Source organism: Holtiella tumoricola (assembly GCF_027857615.1).
GTDB lineage: Bacteria > Bacillota > Clostridia > Lachnospirales > Cellulosilyticaceae > Holtiella > Holtiella tumoricola.
The window spans coordinates 137,617-162,421 of record NZ_JAQIFT010000016.1; the positions used below are offsets into that span (position 1 = coordinate 137,617).

Here is a 24,805-nt window from a genome sequence, read left to right on the forward strand (position 1 = left end):
TACCTGGTATATATTGGTACATTTCATTTGGACATAATAAAAAGAGAAATACCCTATAGCATTTCCCTTTTTACTCACTTATCTATTCATTTATAGATGATGTACTTCTACTTCTTTCCCTAGCACTTTAAGCAGTTTCACTACATCTTTAACCACACTATTTTTCAAGTTAAAATTAGCTGGAAAATCTGGATTTTGATGAGCTGGATTAATGGCCTGCCCTACCCAAAAAGTAATATGGGTACTTTCTTCTAGTAACATACGTGCAAGTCTTGAAGCACCATCTAATCCATCTATTCGAATGACACCTAATCCTTTTTGTTTTTCCTCTAAATAATTAGAAAGTATTTCCTTTGTAGCATTTAAAGTAAGTAAGCCTTCTGTTACCAAATCAATACCTGCCATATATCCCATAGGAGGTACTTTCTGATTATAATTTTGTAAATCAATACAAATCTCTTCCTCTAGCTCTCTTGCTACAATATTTGCTGTTGTACCACCACAAAGTACAACTTTTCCTCTTGCTGCTTTTATTTGTTCTACTAAAAGCCCATCACTAGCTTGATCTTTTGGTGGACCTGTAAATAAATCTAGATAAGTTCTTTCTTGTAACTTAACTGCTACAACCGTTGTATCATCTCCTGGTCTGGAGTCATAGAGATTTTCACATACGCCTAATAAATCTCTTGCAATCATAGGTGCCTCTTGTTCTACTCTTACAAGGTCAGTCAAATATTGGTCGATATGTTCCCATTGCCAACCTAAATTGAGTGTCATCCCTACTCCAGCATGTACAACCCCATCACTAATGATAACAAGTGTATCACCTAGTCGCATCTGAAAATTACTTTCATAAATCACTTTATTATTAATGGTGCGCGTCCTCTTATGAAGTGGGAAAGCTTCTCCTTTACGATAGTAGAAAACAGGTGGGTTATCATATTCTACCATATAGGCTTCCCCTGTTTCTTTAATCTCTAATATTGTAAATGTGGAATACGCTAACTTTCTTACTTGACACTCTGGCAATGTATTTGCAATGGTAGAGATGGTTTCTTCAATACTTGCGCCTTCTTTTAGCATGGTAATAGCTATTTTTGAAGTCAGTGTGGCTAAGATATTAGCTTTAACCCCACTGCCTAGCCCATCTGATAAAACAATAATCATACCATCCTCTGTTTTGACCATCTCAACGTGATCACCACACAACTCTTCGTGGTATTTGTTCATACTGTATTTACCTATATCTATGGAATACCTCACTAGCGGTCACCTTCTTCATTCAGCACTTTCCTAAGTTTCATAATAGCCACTTTTGTCTCAGCAGTTGTCTCTCCCAACAAACTGGCTATTTCTTGTGCAACACGCATTTGTTTGTCAATAATAGACTGAGTCACATCCAGTGTACTTTCTTTTAAACTTAAAACTTCTTTTTTACGCTTTTCTTCATCTGTAATATCTGCAAAGATGACCAAAAGTGCTTTTTGTTTTTCTAGGTAAATAATATGTCTATAGGCAATAAAGTCATAGGTTGTAAATTCTACTTTCTCCTTATTTGAAGAAGTTTTTGTTCTTAGCACTTCTTCAAAAGGCTTAGGATCCATCATAATACTGATGCTTTTACCTTTCATTAAATCCCCTTTATATCCAAAGCGCTGTTCACTACTTGGATTCATATCTATTAATTTACAATGTCTATCTAATATTAAAATACTATTCGGTGAGTTGTAGAAAATTTCGTTGCTTAATCTTTCTGCAATACTTCTTGTATAAGGTAAGCACATATCTATTTGAGACATACCATGTAATACAGCAATAGCTTTGTCACGACAAGTTTCATAGCCACAAGCTCCACAGTTTAGTTCATCACTTTTTTCAACTTTTCCCATGCTTTCTAGGACTTGATGAATCTGCTCCTTGGTTGCTGTATAAATTTCTACCTGCTTATTTTTAAAATTACGTAAGAAAGATACTTTTGGATTATAGTATTTCACATCACTTTTTTGATCTACTGGCTTACGCATAAACTTTTGAATGGCACTTAATCTTGTAAATACGCTGCCTTCTTGGTTATGACCTCCTGGCCCTGCAATACAACTTTCACTACATATATTCATCTCAATACATACATTTTTCAATTTACCTGCTCGTAAGTCATTGAGTATTTCTTTGCAGTTTTCCATACCATGTACACGTAATACTTCTAGATGATTATCCTCTATCACTTTACGTATACCATTTAAAACACCACCTACTACAGGATACTTACTACCTCTTAAAGTCCCTACAAGATTGGGTTCATCTGGCTCTAATTTTTTATAATCAATGCCTTGTTCACCAAAATAGTGCATGATTTCATCAAAGGTAAGTACAGCATCTATATCCCCATCTAGCTCTTCACTAAGGGCTTCACAGATTTTTGAGATACAAGGTCCAATAAAGACAGTATACGCTTCTGGTGAAACCTCTTTGATCATACGCCCATGTGCAATCATAGGTGATACAATAGGCATCATATTTGGAATCAAATCAGAATAATAGCGCTCAATAAGTCTCACCGTAGATGGGCAGCATGTTGTAATCAATTCCTTTATCTCGGTTTCTTGTATGTAGTCTTCATAAGCTTTAGAAACAACTTCTGCTCCTACAGCTGTTTCTTCTATTTGATTAAAGCCAAGTGCACGTAGCCCTGCTATAAATTTATTACTTTCTTCAAAGTAGGCACGGTAAGAGGGTGCTAAAGAAACAACGACTTGCTTCTTTTCTACAAGTGCTGCCTTAACTTGGTCTAAACTAGATTTGACATCCCTTGCATTTTGAGGACATACGACTAAACAATGGCCACATGCCACACATCTTTCTGTTATAATATGTGCCTTATCATCTTTCACTTCGATAGCCTTCACTGCACATGTTCTGACACATTTATAACAATTTTTACAGTTGGTACTTGAAAAATTCATTACTTGCATGTTCTCACTCTCCTATAGACTTGCTCTTTAAAAAAGTCATCTACACCTTCTCTTGGAACACTATAAATCAAGCCCTCCATTTCTACTGAAACTGCCTCTGTACAATGCCCCAGACAGAATGCTGCTTTCAAAATGACACGTTCTTCTAAATGATAGTCTCGGATTAGTTGCTGAAGCCTTTCTATCACGTCATGAGACCCTTTCACATAACATGCACTTCCTACACATACTTTAATTTCCATAGACTCACCCCTGAATAGTCTAAATTTTAACAAATACTATGATTTTATTATAAACTTTCTATTTCATAGTATCAACCTTCTTTGGAAAATTCTTTACATAGGTTATGATATGAATGCGAACTATAGAAAAAAGAGTTATAAAACAAGATTGCTCATTGTTTTATAACTCTTTCTTCTCCATTTATACAATGTATTTATGCTCATCAAACATTTATACTTTTTAAGTATTTTTTTATTTAATGCTCTACCATATTATGAATCCATTTATACGATTTAAAACGTGTCATACATAAAATAGCTTTCACCACTTCTTCTAGCATAAGCATCATCACTACATACTCTAATCTTAAATTAAATACATAGACACCAATAAAGGATAAGGGCACACCTATTCCCCACATAGTACATGCTTCTAAAATAAGGGAGCATTTTGTATCTCCACCACCTCTAAAAATACCAATAATCATAACAATATTATAAACTCTCGGTATAATAATTACTGCATTAATGAGTAATACATTAATTGTCATTTGAGCTACTTCTGGTGTGACATTAAAACAACTCACAACCAATGGCGCCGTTAATGCAATCCCTATTGAAATCAAAATACCTAGTCCTGTAGATAAGATAATAATACGCTTAGCATATAATTTTGCTTTGTCTATATCTCCTTCACCAATGGCATTTCCTATTATAGTAAGGACTGCTGCCGCAATAGCAAAGATGACCACTAAGAAAAAGTTTGTAATGGTATTAACAATTTGAATGCTTGTAACTGCCGTCGAACCAATATGTCCATAAGCTTTAGTGTAGATCAGTGAACCAAGTCCCCAGCATATTTCATTGGCTGTAATAGCAAGCATAGGTTTGGTTGCTTTTTCTATCAATTCTTTTGGGACTACAAAAAGTTCTTTTGCTTTTGCTGCAAGCTCATACTTTTTAATATAAATCCCACCAACGATACATACTGTTTCTACAATACGTGCAAGGAGTGTTGCAAGAGCTGCTCCGGCTACCCCCATTGGTTCTACTATACCTAATCCAAAAATAAAAATGGCATTAAAAATAATATTTATAAGTACTGCAATAGCACTCGCAACCATAGGTAGTTTTGTACGCCCAATACATCTAAGCCCATAACTATAAGCAAATGTAATCGCTGTTAAAATATAACTAAACGAAACGATTTTTATGTAACTTGTGCCAAGTTCTAAAATTTTAGGTTCCTTATTAAAAAAGCCTATCATTTGCGTTGGAAATACCTGTACAACAACAGTGATGACTAAGGCATAAACACTTCCCACCATAAGCGCTAGCCCCAACATACGCTTAATATTAGTCAGATCTTTTTTTCCCCAATATTGAGAAATGAATACACCTGCTCCTGCACAAATTCCTGTTAATCCAACCATAATCAGAAGGAAAATTTGATTGGCTAAACCTACAGCTGCAATCTCTCCCTCTCCTAATCGCCCAATCATTAGGGTATCAATCATATTTAATGATGAACTAATAAGGTTTTGAATCATAATAGGAATAGCTATTGTAAAAAGTAATTTAAAGAAAACCTTATCTTTCGTCATATCTTTTATAGTTTGTTTCATTTTTTCACCTACCCCTTTTCCAAGTTTATTCTATGCTCAAACTCATTCTATCTTACCTTAATTATGTATTATAGTCTACTCTTTTAATTGTATGGATTAATAAAATCTGCACTTTTGGTACTGGTATTTTAGCAGACATCTTTTTCAGTTAGTTGACTTATTTATACTTTTTATTTACCATAAAAATATATGTTATATCTATAAACATTATAGACAGTATCTTTGAATAATGTCTTTTATATAATCTTATTTTAGAAGGAGACTTTTACATGGCAACAATTAGAGAATTAGCAAAACTCTGTAATGTATCTGCCGCTACCGTCTCACGTGTGCTTAATCATGATGAAACAATTAGCGTATCTAAAGAAACACGTAAGAAAATCTTTGAAACTGCAGAGCTTGTATCCTATCAAAAACCTATACGTACAAAAAAACCTAAACCTACAACACTTACAATTGGTCTTGTCCATTGGTTTAATGAACTTCAAGAACTCAATGACCCTTACTTCATCTCCATTCGTCTAGGAATAGAAGAAGCTTGCTCCACCCATTCCATTGAGCTTGTGAAAATCTTTAACTCTGATGCATTAGAGATGAATTTTCCTAATGTTACTTTTGATGGCCTTATCATATTAGGTAAATTCTCCCAAGAGCACATTGACCGTTTTACTACTTACTCACAAAACATCGTCTTTATCCATTCCAATGAACAACACTTTGCTCATGACTCGGTTGTGGTTGATTTTGCCGATGTTACAGAACACGTTCTTCATCATATAATCGAAAAAGGTCATAAAAAAATAGGATTCATCGGAGGTCACGAGGTCATTCCTTATACGAATACCACATTAGATGATACACGGGAGACAACTTTCAAAGATTACCTCACAAAAATTGATCTCTATAACCCAAACTATGTTCGCATAGGTCAATTCGACTTCCATAGTGGCTATACACTTATGAAAGACCTTATCATAACAAATAAAGAAGAATTGCCTACTTGTATTTTTGCTGCAAGTGACACTCTAGCAATAGGAGCTTTAAGAGCAATTGCAGAAGCCGGACTTTCCATCCCTCAAGATCTTCAACTTATTGGTTGCAACGATATTCCGACTTCCCAATATACTTCCCCTACACTTTCTACCATAAAAATTTATACTGAGCTCATGGGACAAACAGGTGTTAAACTTTTACTTGAACGTATCAATGGTGAACGTACAGAATCTATTAAAGTTGTTGTTCCTCACAAAGTCATTTTCCGTGAAAGTTTTCAATAAAAGAGGAGGGTACTACCCCTCCTCTTTTATTATCTATTTGGTTGTAAGCCAAGACATCACTTTTGCTTTAATAGCTATTCTAAGCATCTTGCCTTCTTCTTTTGTAATTTGTTTATTCTTTACACCTTCATTAATTGCTGCATAATATTGTTTTAATAAAGCTTTTTTAAAGCGTTCTACTTTTATATTACGCATTTCAAGTACTTCTGGTAGTTTTTTGCCTTCTTTAATCATTACTTCAAGTTCTTCATTTGAAATACCTAATTTACAAAGTGCATTTTGAATCACTTTAAAATTGTCAATGACAAAAGGTGTTGGTTCATTACTACGTTCTTCTTGTTTTTCTTCTGTTTTTTCTTTTGTTGCAGTTTTTACTGTTGCTGCATTTACTTTCTTATCTTCTTTTTGAGTTGGAACAGCCGCGCTAACTTCAAAATTTATATAAGTATTAGGTTTTGGAGCTGGTTCAGGCTTGCTAACATCAGCCTTTGGTGCTGCTGTACATGCCATGACTGCATTCATACACATAATCCATACAAAGGCCATACTTACAAATTTCAATGCAAATTTCTTCATCTTTTGCTTCACTCCTTTAGACTTGATATAGCAATAGCATGTGGAAATTTATACTTTTTATCCTCCCAAAATCTTGAAATGAATAATTTACTAAAAATTGGGCATTCTATTTCTAAATCCATTTGCTCCTAAAGGAGGTGTTCTTATATGCCAAATTATATACGTTGTAGAAATTGTGGATATGACATGTACGGTCCCGAGTACCTAGCTAATGCTATTGACCCCTTTGCTTACAGCAGTGATAGCTACTATCCTCCTACCGCACTACTTAATCTTTCTACTAGAGCTGATGACCAAATAGAATGTCCTTACTGCCACAGTAAAGGCAACTGGAGCCATTAAAAAAAGAGGTGCTAGCACCTCTTTTTTTAATACTTATAATTTAATACTAAGCAGTCATATTTATAATAACTAGAATAATAAATCTCATCTTGTGCCAGCTGAACAATTTCTTGTAATATTTTATCTAGTGACCATTTATTCATACTCAGGTTAGAGAATATAATATTTCTTTCTCTCATTTTATCCTCACTAAACTGTTTTTTTAAGTTGTCCCAATCCTGCTTAGTCTCTACTCGGTAGACACCTTCTAAAGTGATAGGTGTATTAATTGATAGTAAGGCATTATTATTTGCCTTCGGATATTTTGTTTTATCCCATATATGGCTAAGTTCCATATAGCTATCTTTTTCATTAATATAATTATAATATTGTCCTATATGATTACTATCTTGATCTCCCCATGTAAGATCTACATGATAATAGTTGCCTCCAAGTTTCACCAAGTTCCAAGCATGTGGTATACCATCTGCCGTTCCTTCAACAATTTGAGTAGGGATCCCTACACTATTTAAAAAATACATTAAGCTTTTTGCATATCCGTCACATACTGCTACTGTATCAATAAGCGCGCCACTCATCATATGTTCTGTTTTTGCTTTATTGGTTCCATATGTAATTTTTCTTGCTAAGTAATCAACTAACTTCCATTCACGTTCTACTTCTGTCATTTTAGATGTAATCTGACTTGAAATAGTATTATTAATCATCTTATCTACTTGAACAGAATCCTTAGTAAGCCTGCTTTTATCTTGTACACCATATTCTAGTTTTAAAACAACTTTCGGATTGCGCTCACCATAAACAGTGAGCTTATACTGGCTATAATACAATTTAGGATACTTCATTACCAATGCATCTAATTGATTAGAAAATAAGTTTTTCATAGTATCAATAGTATATTTTCCATTTTCAAATTTAAAAGTCATTTCTTCTTGATACGTGTCTAGGCCATATTTTAAAATTTCTTCTAATTGACTATTTTTTTCAATATACCATACTTGATTGACTTTTGGTGCAGGTATAGTAAAACAAGTAATTTGTATTTCTCCGCTTTTATCTTTCTGTGTTACATAGTAAGTTCCTGGTAAAGTAACATTTGTTGATGTTGTAATAGAAGCTGCCAAACTTCCATCTCTAGAAAGAAAAGTTTCTTTATCTCCTACCTGTATTGTATATGTATTTACATTCCCCACATTTTTCAACACATTGGCTTTAACTTGTACTGCTAAACTACAAACTAGAATCATAAGTATACCTATTAATCTTAGTCCATAATGCTTTTTCAATACTTCGCCTCCTAATCACCCTTAAATCCGAAGGCTCTATTTGACTACTCGGATACGCCCTCTTGAGTCCGCTTGTCCTCCTTTAACAGGATATGCTTCACCTTCTATATTTATTACAACATAATCCGCATCATAGTAACGCCCAAGTGTTTGCACTAAACTTGCAAGTACTCCTTTTTGTTCTCTTGCGTTATAATTTAAATCTACAAATTCTCCGCTTAATTCTACATATAGGCAATTCTCATCATCTTTAAAGGTTTTCTCAATAGTGACACCATTTGATAGCGTTGTTACGTACTCTGAGTCCATTACTTTTTTTAGTAGATCCGTTAAAAAATGTTTAGGTTCCTCATTGGTCATTATAGCTACTTTTTCCTTAATAAGTTCTAGTGCACCCGTTTCTTTTTTAGCTATATAAAGAGATACCGTTTCTTCTTGAGCTTTATTATTTTCTATTTGATTAAGTTCAAATTCCTGAACGCCATTATCATTTTCATACTTAGCATATATAAGTCCTACTTTTTCCCCATAAACCTCTGTTATTTTGTAATCATCATGTAGTGTTGTAACCTCAATACCTTTCTGCTCTCCTAATGGTGTGTCATACTTTTTATCCACTTTAGTAATCGTACGTATTGCACCATCTGAAAGCACCCAACTATTCCCAGCTGTGAGTGGCAGTTTGAGTACTGTGTTTTTATATTGTCTAAGTGTAGTATAATTTTCTTTAATGGCTACATCTTCTACAGATGCCACTTCATAAATTGCATCTTCTTCCTCAACATAAACTTTTGTTATACTTTTATCTCCATATAAAAATTTAATTTGCATAACATCATTATTTATAAACTCCACCCAACTTGAAAGTGGTCTATATTTTTCATTACTTTCATAAGTCCATATTGTATCTTTAATAACAGGTAAATAAGTATCTAGTGATACACTTGGTTTTTGAGGTAAGTCTGCAATTTCTTCTTCTACTAAGATGTCGTTAGGTTCTTGTTTTTTAACATAGTTAAATCCTAAACCTATTACAAGTACTGCACAAAGTACAGGAATAACTACTCGTTTCTTTAGTTGCATATTTACACTCCTTTCATCAAGAATGATACCCTTTCTCTTTCATATTACCTAAAAATACGCCTAAAAGCTAGCTTTTTTATCGTATAAAGCCTTTTTGTTCCTCTATATTAAAGTTTCCTTGCTCATCCATTTCAATGGTATACATCATTTCTACTTTGTAATCTTTAATCCATTCTTTCCCATATACCCTTAATTTACCAACTACAGTTACAATGTTTTCTTCTTGCATTTCTCTATTTTTCACTTCCCTTACTGCAAAATCAATTAATTCACGTTCCACACTATCTCCACCTATAGGTAAAAAAGCATTTTCTCCATTTTTATAAATGTAATCATTCACAAAACAAATGAGACTTTGTAGATAATACATATTATTAATTTCTTCTGTCGCCTGTTTGAGATTATTATAATATGTATTTTCCATACTCTTATTCCACTTATCTAGTACCTCTGACTGACTCATTTCCCAACTATTTGTTACTTTTAGCATACTAATCAATACATCTTCTTTAATTTGTTCTACCTCTCCAACTAAACTTTCTAATCCAAAAGGCATCATATAAAGCTCATCTTGAGCTGTTCTTTGCAAAATCATGTAATAGTGATATAGGTCTATTTTTTCCTTGCTATTTACCCCTACACTTTCAACTTTTACAAGATATCGATCATGACCATCTGCTTCTAATAGTGTCATTCTAGAATCAATTAAGGCTACTTTTCCCCTATAGGTTTCTTCCAATATATTTTCTGCAAATTTAAATAGTCGCTCTTTATCTATACTTTCTTCGCTGGATTCACTGATATGTTCTTCATATTTATCATTTGCTTTAGTTATAGAGTACTCCCTCATACCATAAACACACCCTATAATCACCAGTACACACAATGCCATGATAAGCAGTATGATTAATATATTCTTTTTTATCTTCATATCAATGTCTCCTTTCTTATCACTTTTAACCTAATGCCTTTTCTATAGCTAGTTTCATATTATTAATCTCCCTACGCTTAAAAACGTTTACCAGTCCTAAACCTACCAATATGACTACTATACTAATATCTGTAACTAAACCTCCCACAAAAAACAGAAGGCATACCACAGTAAAAATACCTGCTACTAAATATGGTCTTTTAGATTTTGACCACATAACGGGTACTGTATAACGATTATTTCTAAGTTTTATGAGATATACATACCAATCTGTTTCTACAAATGTTTCCCCTTTATTATTTTGACCTATCTTAAGAACTGTATCATCTTTAAGATTCTTTTTTAATCTTTTTAAAATTTCTTGTTGATTCATATCTTCTGTAAGATAATAGTTTATCATATAGTCCCCTCTTCTTTTGTATCTATAATGCCTTATTATGACGAATAAATTTTAACACAATATTAATTTTTAATAGATTCTATGAAAAAAGATAGCAATCCATACAATTGCTATCTTTCTATACACTTTATTCACTTTGATTCCTTATGCGATAAGATGTGGATGATTCAGTTTAAACTTAAGGACACTATGTTGATTTTCTAATTGTTCAAGCTTAACAAGTGTTTCTTCATAAGCCAACTCACTTTGATCATATTGTAATTGTGAAATCATCCCTTTTTCAAGGTAAATCTTGTTTACTGCTAATTCTTTCTCTTTAAGAACTAAATCTGAAACATAAATTTCATGTTGTTGTTCTAGTTGTTTAATATTCACATAAATTTCGCGAATAGCTTTTTCTAAATTCTCTTTTGTTAACTGTTTTGAATCTCTTGCAATTTCACGATTAGTACGCATTGTTATTACTTGAATATAGTCATAAGTCATTATTGGTGTTTCTTCAGCTACTCTTAAGTCTTCAGTCGCTTTCCAAAGATCAATATGTTTTTCTGCTTGACTACTTGCAAATGCGTTTAAACTAGCAACCTCTTTATAAGGTTCATAAATTACATTTGGATCTTCTAACTTATATCTACTCATCGTTACACCCACCATATTGCCTAGTTGAGTGTACTTTAAATCTAGTTGCTGTTCTAGATCTGTCTTACTTTGTAATGTTTGTTGATAGGCTAAATCTTGTTGTTGCATATAAAGGTCACTTTTAAGCCCTTTATCTTTTTCTATCTGATTTTTTAAGTTCTGTTTTTCTAGAAGCGCAATGTTACTATTTAACATCTCTAACTGTCTTTCACTTAACAAGATATCTTCATAAAGTGATGTAACACTTAGTGTAATTTGATCTTTTATAACTTCTTGCTGCTTTCTTGTATATGTAGCTTGTACGTTTTGTGCATCATAAGCATAGTATCCACCTTGTAGATAAGCCATATCAGCATTTTCTTTATCCAAGTCGCCCTTTTTTTCTGTTATTTTAAGTTGGAGGCTTTTGGACTGTGCTTGTTTAATGGCATTATCTAAAGAAAGTACTTTTGCTTCTTCAACGTCTTTTGCATAAGTCAAACTACCCGCTTGCACCATCAAAGTAGCACCTAACAAGCATGCTAGCATTTTTCTTGTATCCATCTTTTCACCCCTTTTGTTTAATTTTAATCTTTTTTATTTCTATTCATAACGTAAAGCTTCTACTGGGTCTAACCTTGAAGCTTGTTTTGCAGGATATACCCCAAAGATAATTCCTATGGCACTAGAAGTACCCACTGCAAAAGTAATCATACCTGGTGTTAGAACAACATTTAAGCCAAAAGCTCCTCCTAAAGCTGCTGCACCTACATAACCTAGTATCATTCCTATTATACCACCTAGTACGGTTAAAATAATAGCTTCCACTAAGAATTGTCTCATAATTTCACCATTACTTGCTCCTACAGCTTTACGAATACCAATCTCTCTTGTACGTTCTTTAACTGTTACCAACATAATATTCATAATACCAATTCCGCCTACTAATAAGGAAATAGCAGCAACAAAACTAATGAATCCTGTCACAATACTCATAACCGTATCTAATTGGCCAATCATACTTGTAGCACTTTGTGTGGTATAGCCATTTTTTACATTATGGCGTTTATCTAAAAACCTTCCTACTTGATAGGCTACTTCATTTGGATCATACCCTTCTTCAGTCATAAATGCTGCACAGTAACTACGTAAATCTCCAAAGTTAGTAATTTGATCCATCGTTGCAAAAGGTAAATAAATAATAATAGGCATCATATCTTCTGGCATGCCTGGGAAAGTCATCTGCTCTGTAAGACCGATAATTTCAAAGCTATGCTTTTCACCCGCTATGTTTAGTTCTATAGTTTCACCAATAGCATCCTTAGCATTGTTCGATCCCATAACTGCCTTTGCGTAGGTTTCTGATACAACACATACATTTGTTTTTGCAGTTTCCTCTTTCTCAGTAAACATACGCCCACCAACAATAGTAAGTTTTTGTACAACATCCATATTATAAGGTACACCTGCAAACATAACCCACTTATCTTCATCTTTATAATCTTTAATTACATCTGACCAATTCTCTGTATAGAGTATGGCCTCTTTAACTTCTTTCATTTCTCCTATAGCTTCTAGGTCATCTTGATTAATCATATATTCTGGTGACCAGTTATTCACTTGAATCATAACAGAACCTTTACCAACATCTTTAAAGGTACTCATCATCATATCTTTGACACCAGCACCCACACCTAGAACCATAATAACCGAACCTATCCCGATAAACATGCCAAGCATAGTGAGGAACGTACGCATTTTATTGCCTAGAAGCTGATTAATCGCACTTTTAATACATTCTATGAGATTCATTTTAATCCTCCCACATCAAGTCTTTGTTGTTGAAGTTGTTCATCTTGAGTCAGCTTCCCATCTTTAAACACCACTTTACGTTTTGTATAAGCTGCTATCTCAGGTTCATGAGTAACCATAACAATGGTCGCACCCTCATCATTTAACTCCTGGAAAATACGCATAATTTCCTCACTAGATTTACTATCTAGATTCCCTGTTGGTTCATCTGCAAAAATAATAGAAGGGCTATTAACCAGTGCACGTGCAATCGCAACTCTTTGCTTTTGTCCACCAGAAATCTCATTAGGCTTATGTTTTACACGATCACCTAAGCCTACACGTTCTAATGCTTTATAAGCTCTTTCACGTCTTTCCTTTGGCTTAATTCCTGCATACATAAGAGGTACTTCTACATTTTCCAAAATAGTAAGTTTAGGTAATAAATTAAATGCCTGAAAGACAAATCCAATTTTCTCATTACGAATTTTAGAGAAATCTTTATCCTTTAATTCTGATACATTAACACCATCTAATATGTAGCCACCTTCTGTCGCTTGATCTAAGCACCCTAATATAGAAAGAAATGTAGTTTTCCCTGAACCTGAAGGTCCCATAATAGAGACAAATTCTCCTGCCTCAACTTTAAAATCTACATCAAATAGGGCTTGTAATTCTAAGTTACCATTTTTGTAGACTTTATTCATTTTATCAATCTGGATCATACTTACTCACCTACTTCTTCAAGAGGTAGATAACTTACGCTCATTCCATCTGTAAGTGCTTCTGTAGGGTTAGTTACAATGAGATCACCTGCATTTACATCACTTACTTGTACATATTGATTATCTGCTGCCCCTTGTTTAACAATACGTTTTGATAGCATATTATCAGCACCTACTACAAATAAATAGTTTTCATCTTCTTTATCTGTCATTGTGGCAAGTAATGGTACTGCTACAACACCTTTTACATCTGATGTAATAATCTTTAAGTCCACTGTAAGACCTTCTTTTAGCCCATTAGCATTCTCTAAAGTAACTTCAATAGGAATAGCTGTACTTACTGCACTTTTATCTTGAACAGCCTTTTGGACAGCTACTGGAGATACCATAGAAACAGTTCCTTGTGTTTCTACTGTTGTAGAACCATTATACTTCACATTCACTTGAAGACCAGTTTCTAATTGGGCTGCATAATATGGAGAAATCTCAGCTTTTACAATAAGTTTATCTGGATTAATAATTGTTACAAGTTCTGCTCCTGGTGCTACAAAGCCACCTTCTTGTGCTGTTACTTTTGAGACAACACCTTCCATTGGTGCTACAACTTGTTCTTTCACTTTTGAGATTTGATCTAATAAGCTTTCTTTTTGAAGTTCTAAAGAAGCAATTTCATTTTGTTTCATTAAAATATTTTGTGCTTTTGTTTCATCATGTACTTTATTTTCAAGTAAATCTAAGTTATATTGTGCATTAGCTTTTTGCATATTAGCTGTTTCAATATTTTTTTCTGAAGATGCTATTTTACTTTCAATAGATGTTACTTGTTCTTTAGCATTTAATAAAACTTTTTCCGCATCATCTAACTCTTTTTGTGCAGCTAAACCTTCATCAAATAAAGTTTTTGTTACATTATGATTTTTTTCCGCTTGTTCTACATCTTTCTTTGCAAGTGTAAGAGAAGTTTCTAGTTGACGAATACTTTCTTCTAAATCTGTAAGATTTTTGTCTATCGTTGCAAGTTCTGTTTGACTTTGCATAATAGCTTGCTTACTTCCACCTTGAAGTTGACCAAGAGCAATACGAGCTGTCTCCATCTGAAGTTCTAACTTTTCTAAATCTCTTTGCAAGTTTTCTTTTGTTTCTATATCATAAGTTAAGAGCACATCGCCTTGCTTTACATAGTCTCCTACTTCTACTTTTATTGTTTCTACTTTTGTACTCGCTTCAGCAAATACAACCTCACTTTTTTCTGCTTTTACAGTTCCTGTAGATGAAATTTTAGTTTGAATATCACGTGTCATTGCACGGTCTACATTAACAAATGTCCCTTTAGGATCACCAGCCAAAGCTACAGCTTGATTCCCCCCCTTTAGCATACCTGCTACTAAAAAGACCCCAATAACTACAACTACTATAATAGCAGTTAACTTCTTCTTACTTTTCATAATTGCCTCCCTGTCTCCTACAATATTATATTGCGTATAATATCATAATATAGTTTTTAATATAAGAATTGTCAAACACTTTTTTATTGATATGTATAATATTTCAACTATGAAAAATTTATCATATTCATATTAAAATAGTATGAATTATTATTCATATATTTTATTCATACAACCCTACCCCTAATTAAAAAACCTTTCCCTTCTTTTCATTATACCCTCCTTATGATCTCTAAATTTATTACCGATCTATTTTTAAGCCTATAAGCATCTTTTTTATAAATTATCTATTAATATTCCAATTATTATACTAACATTTAAATATTAATTTACACACAATATAATTCTTAAGTTTTTTTAATAATTAAACTCTAAAATTCTAATCAATATGTACATACGTTTGTAAAGCATAGAAGTTGGAAGTAAATTATTTTAATTGTATATTTTAACAGTTTGCCTTATAATATAAGCCATAACTTTTATTCGAAACGAGGTGTTCCTTATGTATGCAAAATTAGTTCAAGATGCACGCGAAAATATAAAAGATGTTGTTATCAAAACTCCTCTTTTACATAGTCCTGTCTTCTCTAATTTAAGCGGCAATGAAGTCTATTTAAAATGTGAAAATCTCCAAGTAACTGGTGCTTATAAAATTCGTGGTGCTCTGAATAAAATTAGAAGCCTTTCTGAAGAAGAAAAAGAAAAAGGCGTTGTATGTTCATCTGCTGGTAACCATGCTCAAGGTGTAGCTTATGCAGCTACTTTAAGCCATGTAAACTCAACAATCGTTATGCCAGAAACAACACCTTATCTAAAAGTTCAGTCTACTAAAGATTTTGGTGGTAATGTAGTACTTCATGGTAGTTGTTATGATGATGCTTTCCAGGAAGCTTCTCGTATTGAAAAAGAAAATGGTGCAACGTTCCTTCACCCTTTCAATGACCCAGATGTAATCTATGGCCAAGGTACAGTAGGTCTTGAAATTTTAGAAGACATTCCAAACTTAGATGTTATTCTTTGCCCAATCGGTGGTGGTGGCCTTATTAGCGGGGTTGCTCTTTATGCAAAATCTATTAATCCAAATATTAAAGTGATTGGTGTTCAAGCTGAAGGTGCCAATGCTATGTACCGTAGCTTCAAATCTGGCACACTTACTTCTCTTGATAAAGTGGATACAATTGCTGAAGGTATTGCCGTAAAAACACCAGGTTCACTTACTTTCTCTTACATAAGAGACTATGTAGATGATATTATTACTGTTAAAGATAGTACGATTGTAGATAGTTTACTTATCTTAACAGAAAAACATAAACTCCTTGCAGAAACTTCTGGTGCTGCTTCTCTTGCTGCACTTAAGAAGCTTAACTTCAAAGGCAAAAAAGTAGCTGCTATCATCAGTGGTGGTAATATTGATATGTTAACACTTTCTGCACTGATTAGAAGCGGACTCGTATCTCGTGGACGTCTCTTCTGCTTCACCATCGAGCTTCCTAATACACCAGGCGAACTTCTTGAAGTATCTAAAATCTTAAGTAGTATTAACGCCAATGTGGTTAATCTTGACCATAACCAATTTAAAGCACGTAATCGTTTTAAAAATGTACTTCTTGAAGTTACAGTTGAAACAAATGGCCCAGAACATATTCACCTCATCAAAAATACATTTGAAGAATGTGGCTATTTCATTACACAACTTTATTAAGCATTTTCAATGCCCTTTAATAGGGCATTTTTTATTTATAATTTCCCTAAGGTCTTCATGCAATATTGAACGGCCAATAACAAAAAAGGAACTGATACATTTATCCATGCATCAGTTCCTTTTCATTTACTTACTATATTGCTTACGCTTGATAAGCAACAACTTGATTTGGTTTTACATCAAGAGCATTCGCTTCATCAGTATCAATGTGTAATTCTAATGTAAAACTTTCATGTACGCGTACTAATACGTCATGTAAAGTTCCTTTTCTTTCACCATCAAAGTCAAGTGAAATAAGTTGTTTATCACAAAGTCCAAACGCTTTAGCATCTTCATTTGACATATGTACGTGACGTTTTGCCACAATACAACCTTTATCTAATGTTACTTGCCCTTTGGGACCGATAAGTGTTACTCCTGGTGTCGCAGCAATATCACCTGAATCTCTAAGAGGTGCTTGCACTTTTAAGAACATTGCATCTGTTTTTGATACTTCTATTTGTGTTTCACTTCTAAGTGGTCCTAGAATACGTACATTTTCTAGCTGACGTCCATTTGATCCTACAACTGTTACACGTTCATCTGCTGCATATTGTCCACCCATTAAAGTTTTAATTGGATGAAGCTCAGCCCCTTCTCCAAATAAAACCTCTAAGTCTTCTTTACAAAGATGAATATGTCTAGCAGAAATGCCTACTGGAATCTCAATTTTTTTCATTGCTTTCCTCCTGATGTCTTTAAGGCCCTATATAAATATATAGGACCTTTCTATTTTATCTATTATTTCGTTAATCAAGCTATAAAAATTAAGCTACAAAGCTTTTAAGAACAGTTAAGCTTCCTTTGATTTCATAAGTACCTGTTGTAGCTGGAATTAAGAAGCTATCGCCAAGTTTGATTTCTGCTTCAAAATCATCTGCTACTAAAGTACCTTCACCTTCTACACATGTATAAATGAAGAATTTTTCTTCATTACTTGTGTCTTTTAAGCTATCTTCTACAACATGTTTTTCTACTGTGAAAAACTCACCTTCGCAAAGTAATGTCTCGTTGATCGCACCTTCTGGAAGAAGTGTAAAATCAGTTACTTCCATCGCTTTATCTAAGTGCATTTCACGTCCGCGGTTGTAGTCATATACACGGTATGTAATATCACTACTTTGTTGGATTTCTGCAATGATTACACCAGGTCCAATAGCATGGATTAATCCACTTGGAATGTAGAAGAAATCACCCTTTTTAACTGGGATAGAGTTAAGGAATCTATCAAGTGTTCCTTCTAATGCTGCTGCCTTGAATGCATCTTTATCAGTTGTTGTTGTACCAATAACAAGCTCTGCACCTTCTTTAGCATCCATTACATACCAACATTCTGTTTTACCAAATTGATTTTCTACACGTCTTGCATATTCATCACCTGGGTGAACTTGAACTGAAAGGCTATCACATGAATTGATAAGCTTTACAAGAAGAGGAAACTCTTTACCTGCACATTTTGTACCTACTAATTCAGCACCTAATGCTTCTACAAGCTCTAATAAAGTTTTACCAGCATATTCACCTTGTTTTACAACACTCATACCTGCTGTATGTGCAGATACATCCCAGCTTTCGCCAATTACGCCTTCTGGCATATCATTTCTGTAGTTTTCTAAATCACGTCCGCCCCAAATACGTTCTACGTATACAGGATTAAATACTAATGGTTTCATTGTATGTCTCCTTTTATGTCTTTTAATAAAGTTTAGTGTGCAAGTGCAGCAATCGCTGTACCGATTAAGTTAAGGTCTTCCCCTTGAATGAATTCATAGTAATGACCATGTTCTTTAGTTAAATGAGATCTCATATAGAAATCTAATTTTTGTCTATAGTCTTTAAGTTTGTAGAATGTTGTACCTTCACCTACAATAGCAACTGGTCTTGCTTGGTCACGACCTGCACCTGTTTTTAAGATACATGCTGAAAGTTTAATTGCAGAGATTTTAGCTGCACGTTCAATCATTGCATCAATAAGTTCATACATAAGTGTACAATCTGTTGCTTCTTCAATACATTGTACAAGTACATTTTCACTGTTATGAGGATGTGCTACAAATAAGCTTACATCGATAAGCTCTAAGTTTTCTAAAGCCATAACTTTTTCGTTGCAACCTGTAGAGAAAATGCCTTCTTTAGCTGCACCTTTTAAAACTTCTTGTACTAATGGTCCTAAGTATCTACCACTGATCATTTTTTCTAATTGATAATCTCCAGGATTGTTAGAAGATTCATCTAACACTTTGTCCATTGCACCACGTGGTAACTTGTTGTATGCGCCTGACTCTGTATTAATAATCATTGTATCATCTTGAGCATCTGTAATTTTAGTAATTTTACTTGAGTCTTCGATATAGCAAAGGTTTGTGCCTGTCCCAAAGATAAATCCAATATAACCATCAAAGTTACGTTCACTTGTAATCCCTTTACCACCAAGTAAAGTTGCTACTGTATCATTTAAAATTGCTACATTACGATCTTTACCATCAACTTCTTTAAGACCTTCTACTAAGTTTGCACCAATCATTTCACCTACTACTTCTGGTGCTTTAACTTCTTTAGACCATCTTAAAAGAAGACCATCTTTATCTTTATTAATTTGAGTTGGATAAGAGAAGCAGAATCCGATTTCTGTAGATTTTGCTGCTACGTCTTTTGTATAATCAACTAACGTGCCAAAGAATTCTTGTTTACTAAGTTCACGTTCAATGCCAGGCATTCTTGTTTTTGAAAAGTCGCTAATGCTTGGTTGCATATTATCATCAAAGCTTACTAGCCCTACTCTAAAGTTTGTTCCTCCTGCATCAATAACAACCGCTGGTACATTTGTATCAATGTTATTCTTTACAGAAAGGTATGTTGGAATCATATCAAGGCTACTACCTTCTTGAGATAAACCTTTTTCCATTTCAGCAATAAACTTTTGGCATTCTGTTTCAAAATTAAGATCGCCATAGTACATGCCGTGTTGACTTAAAAATTGTGTAATAATTGTCTTTGACATATTCGTTTCCTTTCTCTCATTAAATCTACGATTATATTATCTATTTTATCATATCATGTCCTAAGCTTATCGTTAAGTGTAAATTAATATAATTTATAGTATTTTTTTATATACCATATTTTATCTGATATTTATGTCTCTCTTTTATTGCTTTTTAAAGTGCAAAAATGTATAATTGACACGTTGATAATATTTTGTCAACTACTACATATTATAGAACCGATTTATGGAGACTTAGGTGATGAATAGTAAGATTAAAAGTGTACTATCTATTTTATTTGGAACACTACTTATGTCTATTGCAATCAATGGCATACTTGTTCCTAATCACATGTTAAGTGGAGGGATTAGCGGAATTTCTCTCTTCTTGCATTTTCTTTTTGGCTGGAATTTAAGTATCATGAATGTTATATTTAATATTCCGCTCTTTATACTGGCTTTTATCTTTTTAAAAAAGCAATTTATTTATTTTAGTTTACTTGGTATGATAAGCCTTTCCTTATGGTTAGAAGTAACCTCCGGGATTGTTATTCCTACCAATAGCCCACTTACTATCATTCTAGTTGCTGGTCTTCTAAATGGCGTAGGTATGGGTATTATTTTCCGCAATGAAGCTTCTGTAGGTGGAACAGATATTATCGCTAAAATTGTTAATAAATTTTTCTCTATTAGTATGGGAAATGTGATTCTTGCTATTAATATGTTGATTATGCTTACTGCCATTTTCACATTTGGCCTAGATATTGCCATTTTAACTGCAGCAAGTATGTTTATCAGCAGCCAAACAACAAATTATGTTGTAGATGGCCTTAATCGTAGGCGTACAGTCTCTATTATTACCTCACCAGATGTCGGTCAAGAAATTGCACAAGATATTATGGATAAAATGCATCGTGGTGTAACTATTGTACCAGCCATTGGTGGTTATACCCATCAAAACAAATATATTCTTTATGCAAACGTTAACTTACGTGAAGTTGCTAAAGTTAAAAATATCGTTTCAAGCCATGACCCACATGCTTTTGTTACTGTATCTGATGTAGCTCAAGTAATAGGTAATGGACGTGGTTTCCTACCACTAGAACAAAATACATAAATAAAAGAGGAAGTGATCATCACTTCCTCTTTTATTATTCTCCAAATACTTCTTTATAATCCTTTTGGAATTTGATAATGCCTTCGGTAGTTAAAGGATGCTTGGTCATTTGCTCAATAACACCATAAGGTACTGTAGCAATATGTGCCCCTGCAAGTGCGCATTGTGTGACATGTATTGGGTTACGCACACTCGCTGCAATAATCTCTGTCTCTAATTTATAATTATCAAAAATGGTTACGATATTACGAATTATATCAATCCCTGATTCTGAAATATCGTCTAAACGACCTAAGAATGGGCTCACATATGTTGCACCTGCACGTGCAGCAAGTAGTGCTTGATTAGCTGAAAAGATCAATGTAACATTTGTCTTAATTCCTTCTTTAGAAAGGACTTTTGTTGCTTTTAACCCTTCTAAAGTCATTGGAATTTTCACCACCATATTAGGGTGAATCTTAGCAATTTCACGCCCTTCATTGATCATCTCTTCTGCAGTTTCACTTGTTGCTTTTACTTCTCCACTAATAGGTCCATCAACTATTGTTGTAATTTCTTTAATGACTTCAAAGAAATCTCTTCCCTCTTTTGCAATAAGAGAAGGATTTGTTGTTACACCACAAATAACACCTAAGCTTTCAGCTTTTTTGATATCTTCTACTTTAGCTGTATCAATAAAGAATTTCATGCGCTCATCCCCTATACAATTTCTTTAAATAATGTTTTTACAGTAGGATAAATCTTTGCAAACTTCTTATACTGTGCATCATATTTTGCGACTAATGCTTCATCAGGTTCTACTGTATTAATAATTTTTACAATCTGCTCAGCTGCTTCTTCTACATTTTTGTATACACCACAACCTACCATTGCAAGCATAGCACCACCTAATGCTGGGCCTTCTTCGCTTTCAATCTGATCCACTTTTACATTAAGAACATTGGCTATAATCTGTCTCCATAATGAGCTTTTTGCACCACCACCACAGATTTTTGTACGTTCAATTTGAATCCCTAAACTTTTTGCTACTTCAAAAGAATCACGAAGTGCAAAGGCAACGCCTTCTAATACGGCTTGTGTCATTTCCTCACGTGTCGTATCCATAGTCATACCAATAAATGTACCTCTAGCATCTGGATCATTATGTGGTGAACGTTCTCCCATAAGATAAGGAAGGAAGAATACTTTATTCTCACCCAACTTATTTATTTTTTGTTGCTCACCTATATAATCTTTATCTTTTACAATATCATCCATCCACCATTTATTACATGAAGCTGCACTAAGCATGCACCCCATTAAGTGATAGTGACCATCTGCATGAGCAAAAGCATGAAGTGCGTTATGTGGATCTACACCAAACTGGCCACTTGATATAAAAATAGTACCTGATGTGCCAAGTGAAATGTTACACATACCATTTCCTACCGTCCCTGTTCCAACAGCTGCTGCTGCATTATCACCAGCTCCAGCTATCACTTTAACATGACTATTTAAGCCAAGCTCTGTTGCAATCTCTTCTTTTAAAGTACCTACTACTTCATAACTTTCAAAAAGTGTTGCAAGTTGATCTTCTTTAATACCACAAATCTCTATCATTTCTTTAGACCAACATTTATTTTCTACATCTAGTAGTAACATACCTGATGCATCTGAAACATCCGTACAATGTACACCTGTAAGTTTGTACGCAATGTAATCTTTAGGAAGCATAATTTTGTTAATACGATTAAAATTCTCAGGTTCTTTATTTTTCACCCATAAAATCTTTGGAGCAGTAAACCCTGTAAATGCAATATTTGCTGTATACTTAGATAAGTTTTCTTGACCAATTACTTCATTTAAGTAGTTACATTCTTCCCAAGTACGCCCATCATTCCATAAAAGTGCTGGACGGATTACTTCATCCGATTCATCTAAGATTACAAGTCCATGCATCTGCCCACCAAAGCTGATGCCGTCTATCTCATCTTTGTCTACATTCGTAATAAGTTCTTTGATCCCTACTACAACTTGTTCCCACCACTCTTCTGGCTTTTGTTCTGACCACCCTGAGTTTGGAAAGTAAATAGGATATTCTTTAGAGACTACATTTTTAATGGTTCCTTTTTCATCTGTCAGCAGTAATTTTACTGCTGACGTTCCTAAATCAATACCGATATAGAGCATACGCTACCTCCTTATTATCCCATGAATGGATTTTCTGTTTTATAACGCATACCTTTTGGCTGATTAAAGCCAATTTCTTCTGTTTCAACACCAATGTATTTGAATACTTCATAAAGTGTTTTGCCAAAGTGACCGAATGCTACTGCACCATGATGTGGGTAGTTCCCTTCAATAAGTACATGGCGGTAGAATCTTGCCATTTCTGGAATTGCAAAGATACCAATTGCTCCAAATGAACGTGTTGCAACTGGAAGCACTTCACCTTGTGCAATATAAGCTCTAAGTTTCGCATCTGCAGTACTTTGTAATCTAAAGAATGTAATATCGCCTGGTACGATATCCCCTTCTAAAGTTCCTTGTGTTACTTCTTCTGGAAGAGATCTTGCCATAATCATTTGATATTTCATTGAACAGAATGAAAGTTTACTTGCTGCTGTATTCCCACAGTGGAAGCCCATAAATGTATCTCTTAATGTATACTCATGCTTGCCTTTAATATCTTCTTCATATAAGTCTTGTGGTACTGTGTTATTAATATCTAGTAAAGTTACAGTGTCTTCACTTACAACAGTTCCAATAAATTCACTAAGTGCCCCGTAAATATCAACTTCACAAGATACAGGAATACCCATTGCTGTTAAACGGCTATTTACATAGCATGGTACGAAGCCAAATTGTGTTTGGAATGCTGGCCAACATTTACCTGCAATAGCTACATACTCTCTTGATCCTTTATGTGCTTCAACCCAGTCTAATAAAGTAATTTCATATTGAGCAAGTTTAGGAAGGATTTCTGGTTTCATGTTCCCTTTACCTAGCTCTTCTTCCATACTTTTTACAATTTCTGGAATACGAGAGTCATCTTTATGTTTGTTGAAGGCTTCAAATAAATCAAGCTCTGAGTTCTCTTCGATTTCTACACCTAAATTGTAAAGTTGCTTAATTGGTGCATTACATGCTAAGAAATCTTGTGGTCTTGGACCAAAGCTAATGATTTTTAATCCTTGTAAACCAATGATTGCACGTGCCATAGGTGCAAACTCATGAATCATATCTGCACACTGAGTGGCTGTACCTACTGGATACTCAGGGATATAAGCTTTAATGTTACGTAATTTTAAATTGTAACTTGCATTAAGCATACCACAGTATGCATCCCCTCTACCTTGAACCAAGTTGCTACCTGTCTCTTCTGCTGCTGCTACAAACATGACTGGACCATCGAATTTTTGAGCAAGTAATGTTTCTGGTGTTTCTGGCCCAAAGTTACCTAAATATACAACTAACGCATTACATCCTGCATCTTGAACTTCTTTTAATGCTTGTAACATATGTACTTCATTTTCAATACAAGTTGGGCATTCAAAAATCTCACCGTATTTTTCTGTATATGCTTTTACTACTGCCTCTCTTCTTGTTACTGATAAACTCATTGGGAAACAATCTCTACTTACTGCTACAATTCCTAATTTTAAAACTGGCATATTACTCATTTTTATTCCTCCT

Annotated in this window: 23 protein-coding genes; 4 read left to right on the forward strand and 19 right to left on the reverse strand. The window is 34.0% G+C overall.

Annotated elements, in window-relative coordinates:
* Positions 1-90: 90 nt before the first annotated feature.
* The 4 genes from PBV87_RS04235 to PBV87_RS04250 form a co-directional block, all read right to left on the reverse strand.
* On the reverse strand, positions 91-1,263 hold the full coding sequence (locus PBV87_RS04235; protein WP_198524900.1) for a SpoIIE family protein phosphatase: 1,173 nt from the start codon (positions 1,261-1,263) through the stop codon (positions 91-93).
* Complete coding sequence (locus PBV87_RS04240; protein ID WP_271011260.1) at positions 1,263-2,972, reverse strand: [Fe-Fe] hydrogenase large subunit C-terminal domain-containing protein; 1,710 nt, start codon at positions 2,970-2,972, stop codon at positions 1,263-1,265. The genes PBV87_RS04235 and PBV87_RS04240 overlap by 1 nt, the downstream gene beginning before the upstream one ends.
* Positions 2,963-3,214, reverse strand: a complete 252-nt coding sequence (locus tag PBV87_RS04245) for a (2Fe-2S) ferredoxin domain-containing protein (RefSeq protein WP_053984265.1) — start codon at positions 3,212-3,214, stop codon at positions 2,963-2,965. The genes PBV87_RS04240 and PBV87_RS04245 overlap by 10 nt, the downstream gene beginning before the upstream one ends.
* Before the next feature lie 236 nt (positions 3,215-3,450).
* Positions 3,451-4,818, reverse strand: a complete 1,368-nt coding sequence (locus PBV87_RS04250) for an MATE family efflux transporter (RefSeq protein WP_082238728.1) — start codon at positions 4,816-4,818, stop codon at positions 3,451-3,453.
* Between the two features lie 269 nt (positions 4,819-5,087).
* On the opposite strand from PBV87_RS04250, the gene PBV87_RS04255 reads away from it, so the two are divergent.
* Positions 5,088-6,095 (forward strand): LacI family DNA-binding transcriptional regulator, encoded by a 1,008-nt coding sequence (locus tag PBV87_RS04255; protein WP_271011261.1) that lies wholly within the window; start codon positions 5,088-5,090, stop codon positions 6,093-6,095.
* 33 nt (positions 6,096-6,128) lie between these two features.
* Here PBV87_RS04255 and PBV87_RS04260 read toward each other — a convergent pair whose 3' ends face one another.
* Positions 6,129-6,671, reverse strand: coding sequence for a hypothetical protein (locus PBV87_RS04260; RefSeq protein WP_053984267.1), 543 nt, complete (start codon positions 6,669-6,671; stop codon positions 6,129-6,131).
* A gap of 147 nt (positions 6,672-6,818) precedes the next feature.
* Here PBV87_RS04260 and PBV87_RS04265 point away from each other — a divergent pair, with 147 nt between their 5' ends.
* The gene (locus PBV87_RS04265; RefSeq protein ID WP_053984268.1) at positions 6,819-7,013 is read left to right on the forward strand and encodes a hypothetical protein; all 195 of its coding nucleotides are present in this window, start codon (positions 6,819-6,821) and stop codon (positions 7,011-7,013) included.
* A gap of 26 nt (positions 7,014-7,039) precedes the next feature.
* On the opposite strand, the gene PBV87_RS04270 is transcribed toward PBV87_RS04265, so the two are convergent.
* From PBV87_RS04270 to PBV87_RS04305, 8 genes are all read right to left on the reverse strand, one after another.
* A complete protein-coding gene (locus PBV87_RS04270; RefSeq protein WP_271011262.1) occupies positions 7,040-8,299 on the reverse strand; it encodes a transglutaminase domain-containing protein in 1,260 nt (419 codons plus the stop codon).
* Between the two features lie 36 nt (positions 8,300-8,335).
* Positions 8,336-9,382 carry a GerMN domain-containing protein gene (locus tag PBV87_RS04275; protein WP_271011263.1) on the reverse strand — a complete coding sequence of 349 codons (1,047 nt, stop codon included), beginning with the start codon at positions 9,380-9,382 and terminating at the stop codon, positions 8,336-8,338.
* Positions 9,383-9,458: 76 nt separating this feature from the next.
* Positions 9,459-10,313, reverse strand: a complete 855-nt coding sequence (locus PBV87_RS04280) for a hypothetical protein (protein WP_271011264.1) — start codon at positions 10,311-10,313, stop codon at positions 9,459-9,461.
* Positions 10,314-10,338: 25 nt separating this feature from the next.
* Positions 10,339-10,713 carry a hypothetical protein gene (locus PBV87_RS04285; RefSeq protein ID WP_271011265.1) on the reverse strand — a complete coding sequence of 125 codons (375 nt, stop codon included), beginning with the start codon at positions 10,711-10,713 and terminating at the stop codon, positions 10,339-10,341.
* A gap of 144 nt (positions 10,714-10,857) precedes the next feature.
* Positions 10,858-11,895 carry a TolC family protein gene (locus tag PBV87_RS04290; protein ID WP_271011266.1) on the reverse strand — a complete coding sequence of 346 codons (1,038 nt, stop codon included), beginning with the start codon at positions 11,893-11,895 and terminating at the stop codon, positions 10,858-10,860.
* A gap of 39 nt (positions 11,896-11,934) precedes the next feature.
* Positions 11,935-13,143: an ABC transporter permease gene (locus PBV87_RS04295; protein WP_271011267.1), complete on the reverse strand. Its 1,209-nt coding sequence runs from the start codon at positions 13,141-13,143 to the stop codon at positions 11,935-11,937.
* Positions 13,140-13,847 carry an ABC transporter ATP-binding protein gene (locus tag PBV87_RS04300; RefSeq protein ID WP_271011268.1) on the reverse strand — a complete coding sequence of 236 codons (708 nt, stop codon included), beginning with the start codon at positions 13,845-13,847 and terminating at the stop codon, positions 13,140-13,142. The genes PBV87_RS04295 and PBV87_RS04300 overlap by 4 nt, the downstream gene beginning before the upstream one ends.
* Positions 13,848-13,849: 2 nt before the next feature.
* Positions 13,850-15,292 carry an efflux RND transporter periplasmic adaptor subunit gene (locus PBV87_RS04305; protein ID WP_271011269.1) on the reverse strand — a complete coding sequence of 481 codons (1,443 nt, stop codon included), beginning with the start codon at positions 15,290-15,292 and terminating at the stop codon, positions 13,850-13,852.
* A 502-nt stretch (positions 15,293-15,794) separates the two neighbouring features.
* Here PBV87_RS04305 and ilvA point away from each other — a divergent pair.
* Positions 15,795-16,994 carry a threonine ammonia-lyase gene (ilvA, locus tag PBV87_RS04310; RefSeq protein ID WP_271011270.1) on the forward strand — a complete coding sequence of 400 codons (1,200 nt, stop codon included), beginning with the start codon at positions 15,795-15,797 and terminating at the stop codon, positions 16,992-16,994.
* A 142-nt stretch (positions 16,995-17,136) separates the two neighbouring features.
* Here the strand turns inward: ilvA and PBV87_RS04315 are convergent, their stop codons facing one another.
* The 3 genes from PBV87_RS04315 to PBV87_RS04325 form a co-directional block, all read right to left on the reverse strand.
* Positions 17,137-17,712 (reverse strand): phosphate propanoyltransferase, encoded by a 576-nt coding sequence (locus PBV87_RS04315; RefSeq protein ID WP_271011271.1) that lies wholly within the window; start codon positions 17,710-17,712, stop codon positions 17,137-17,139.
* A gap of 88 nt (positions 17,713-17,800) precedes the next feature.
* Positions 17,801-18,706, reverse strand: coding sequence for a type I phosphomannose isomerase catalytic subunit (locus PBV87_RS04320; RefSeq protein WP_271011272.1), 906 nt, complete (start codon positions 18,704-18,706; stop codon positions 17,801-17,803).
* 32 nt (positions 18,707-18,738) lie between these two features.
* Positions 18,739-20,034 carry a hexokinase family protein gene (locus PBV87_RS04325; protein WP_271011273.1) on the reverse strand — a complete coding sequence of 432 codons (1,296 nt, stop codon included), beginning with the start codon at positions 20,032-20,034 and terminating at the stop codon, positions 18,739-18,741.
* Between the two features lie 241 nt (positions 20,035-20,275).
* Between PBV87_RS04325 and PBV87_RS04330 the strand changes: the two genes are divergently transcribed.
* Positions 20,276-21,130: a YitT family protein gene (locus tag PBV87_RS04330; protein ID WP_154668818.1), complete on the forward strand. Its 855-nt coding sequence runs from the start codon at positions 20,276-20,278 to the stop codon at positions 21,128-21,130.
* A 34-nt stretch (positions 21,131-21,164) separates the two neighbouring features.
* On the opposite strand, the gene fsa is transcribed toward PBV87_RS04330, so the two are convergent.
* Genes fsa through PBV87_RS04345 form a run of 3 tightly spaced genes read right to left on the reverse strand, consistent with a single transcriptional unit; the run spans position 21,165 to position 24,792 of the window.
* Positions 21,165-21,818, reverse strand: a complete 654-nt coding sequence (gene fsa / locus PBV87_RS04335) for a fructose-6-phosphate aldolase (protein WP_271011274.1) — start codon at positions 21,816-21,818, stop codon at positions 21,165-21,167.
* A gap of 11 nt (positions 21,819-21,829) precedes the next feature.
* A complete protein-coding gene (xylB, locus tag PBV87_RS04340; protein WP_053984283.1) occupies positions 21,830-23,299 on the reverse strand; it encodes a xylulokinase in 1,470 nt (489 codons plus the stop codon).
* 14 nt (positions 23,300-23,313) lie between these two features.
* The gene (locus PBV87_RS04345) at positions 23,314-24,792 is read right to left on the reverse strand and encodes an L-fucose/L-arabinose isomerase family protein (protein WP_271011275.1); all 1,479 of its coding nucleotides are present in this window, start codon (positions 24,790-24,792) and stop codon (positions 23,314-23,316) included.
* Positions 24,793-24,805 lie beyond the last annotated feature (13 nt).

Bases quoted from the DNA above. Each gene is read 5' to 3' on its own strand.
- PBV87_RS04240 (WP_271011260.1), bottom strand. From the start codon at position 2,972: ATGCAAGTAATGAATTTTTCAAGTACCAACTGTAAAAATTGTTATAAA.
- PBV87_RS04245 (WP_053984265.1), bottom strand. From the start codon at position 3,214: ATGGAAATTAAAGTATGTGTAGGAAGTGCATGTTATGTGAAAGGGTCT.
- PBV87_RS04250 (WP_082238728.1), bottom strand. From the start codon at position 4,818: ATGAAACAAACTATAAAAGATATGACGAAAGATAAGGTTTTCTTTAAA.
- PBV87_RS04255 (WP_271011261.1), top strand. From the start codon at position 5,088: ATGGCAACAATTAGAGAATTAGCAAAACTCTGTAATGTATCTGCCGCT.
- PBV87_RS04260 (WP_053984267.1), bottom strand. From the start codon at position 6,671: ATGAAGAAATTTGCATTGAAATTTGTAAGTATGGCCTTTGTATGGATT.
- PBV87_RS04265 (WP_053984268.1), top strand. From the start codon at position 6,819: ATGCCAAATTATATACGTTGTAGAAATTGTGGATATGACATGTACGGT.
- PBV87_RS04275 (WP_271011263.1), bottom strand. From the start codon at position 9,382: ATGCAACTAAAGAAACGAGTAGTTATTCCTGTACTTTGTGCAGTACTT.
- PBV87_RS04280 (WP_271011264.1), bottom strand. From the start codon at position 10,313: ATGAAGATAAAAAAGAATATATTAATCATACTGCTTATCATGGCATTG.
- PBV87_RS04285 (WP_271011265.1), bottom strand. From the start codon at position 10,713: ATGATAAACTATTATCTTACAGAAGATATGAATCAACAAGAAATTTTA.
- PBV87_RS04290 (WP_271011266.1), bottom strand. From the start codon at position 11,895: ATGGATACAAGAAAAATGCTAGCATGCTTGTTAGGTGCTACTTTGATG.
- PBV87_RS04295 (WP_271011267.1), bottom strand. From the start codon at position 13,143: ATGAATCTCATAGAATGTATTAAAAGTGCGATTAATCAGCTTCTAGGC.
- PBV87_RS04300 (WP_271011268.1), bottom strand. From the start codon at position 13,847: ATGATCCAGATTGATAAAATGAATAAAGTCTACAAAAATGGTAACTTA.
- PBV87_RS04305 (WP_271011269.1), bottom strand. From the start codon at position 15,292: ATGAAAAGTAAGAAGAAGTTAACTGCTATTATAGTAGTTGTAGTTATT.
- ilvA (WP_271011270.1), top strand. From the start codon at position 15,795: ATGTATGCAAAATTAGTTCAAGATGCACGCGAAAATATAAAAGATGTT.
- PBV87_RS04315 (WP_271011271.1), bottom strand. From the start codon at position 17,712: ATGAAAAAAATTGAGATTCCAGTAGGCATTTCTGCTAGACATATTCAT.
- PBV87_RS04320 (WP_271011272.1), bottom strand. From the start codon at position 18,706: ATGAAACCATTAGTATTTAATCCTGTATACGTAGAACGTATTTGGGGC.
- PBV87_RS04325 (WP_271011273.1), bottom strand. From the start codon at position 20,034: ATGTCAAAGACAATTATTACACAATTTTTAAGTCAACACGGCATGTAC.
- PBV87_RS04330 (WP_154668818.1), top strand. From the start codon at position 20,276: ATGAATAGTAAGATTAAAAGTGTACTATCTATTTTATTTGGAACACTA.
- fsa (WP_271011274.1), bottom strand. From the start codon at position 21,818: ATGAAATTCTTTATTGATACAGCTAAAGTAGAAGATATCAAAAAAGCT.
- xylB (WP_053984283.1), bottom strand. From the start codon at position 23,299: ATGCTCTATATCGGTATTGATTTAGGAACGTCAGCAGTAAAATTACTG.
- PBV87_RS04345 (WP_271011275.1), bottom strand. From the start codon at position 24,792: ATGAGTAATATGCCAGTTTTAAAATTAGGAATTGTAGCAGTAAGTAGA.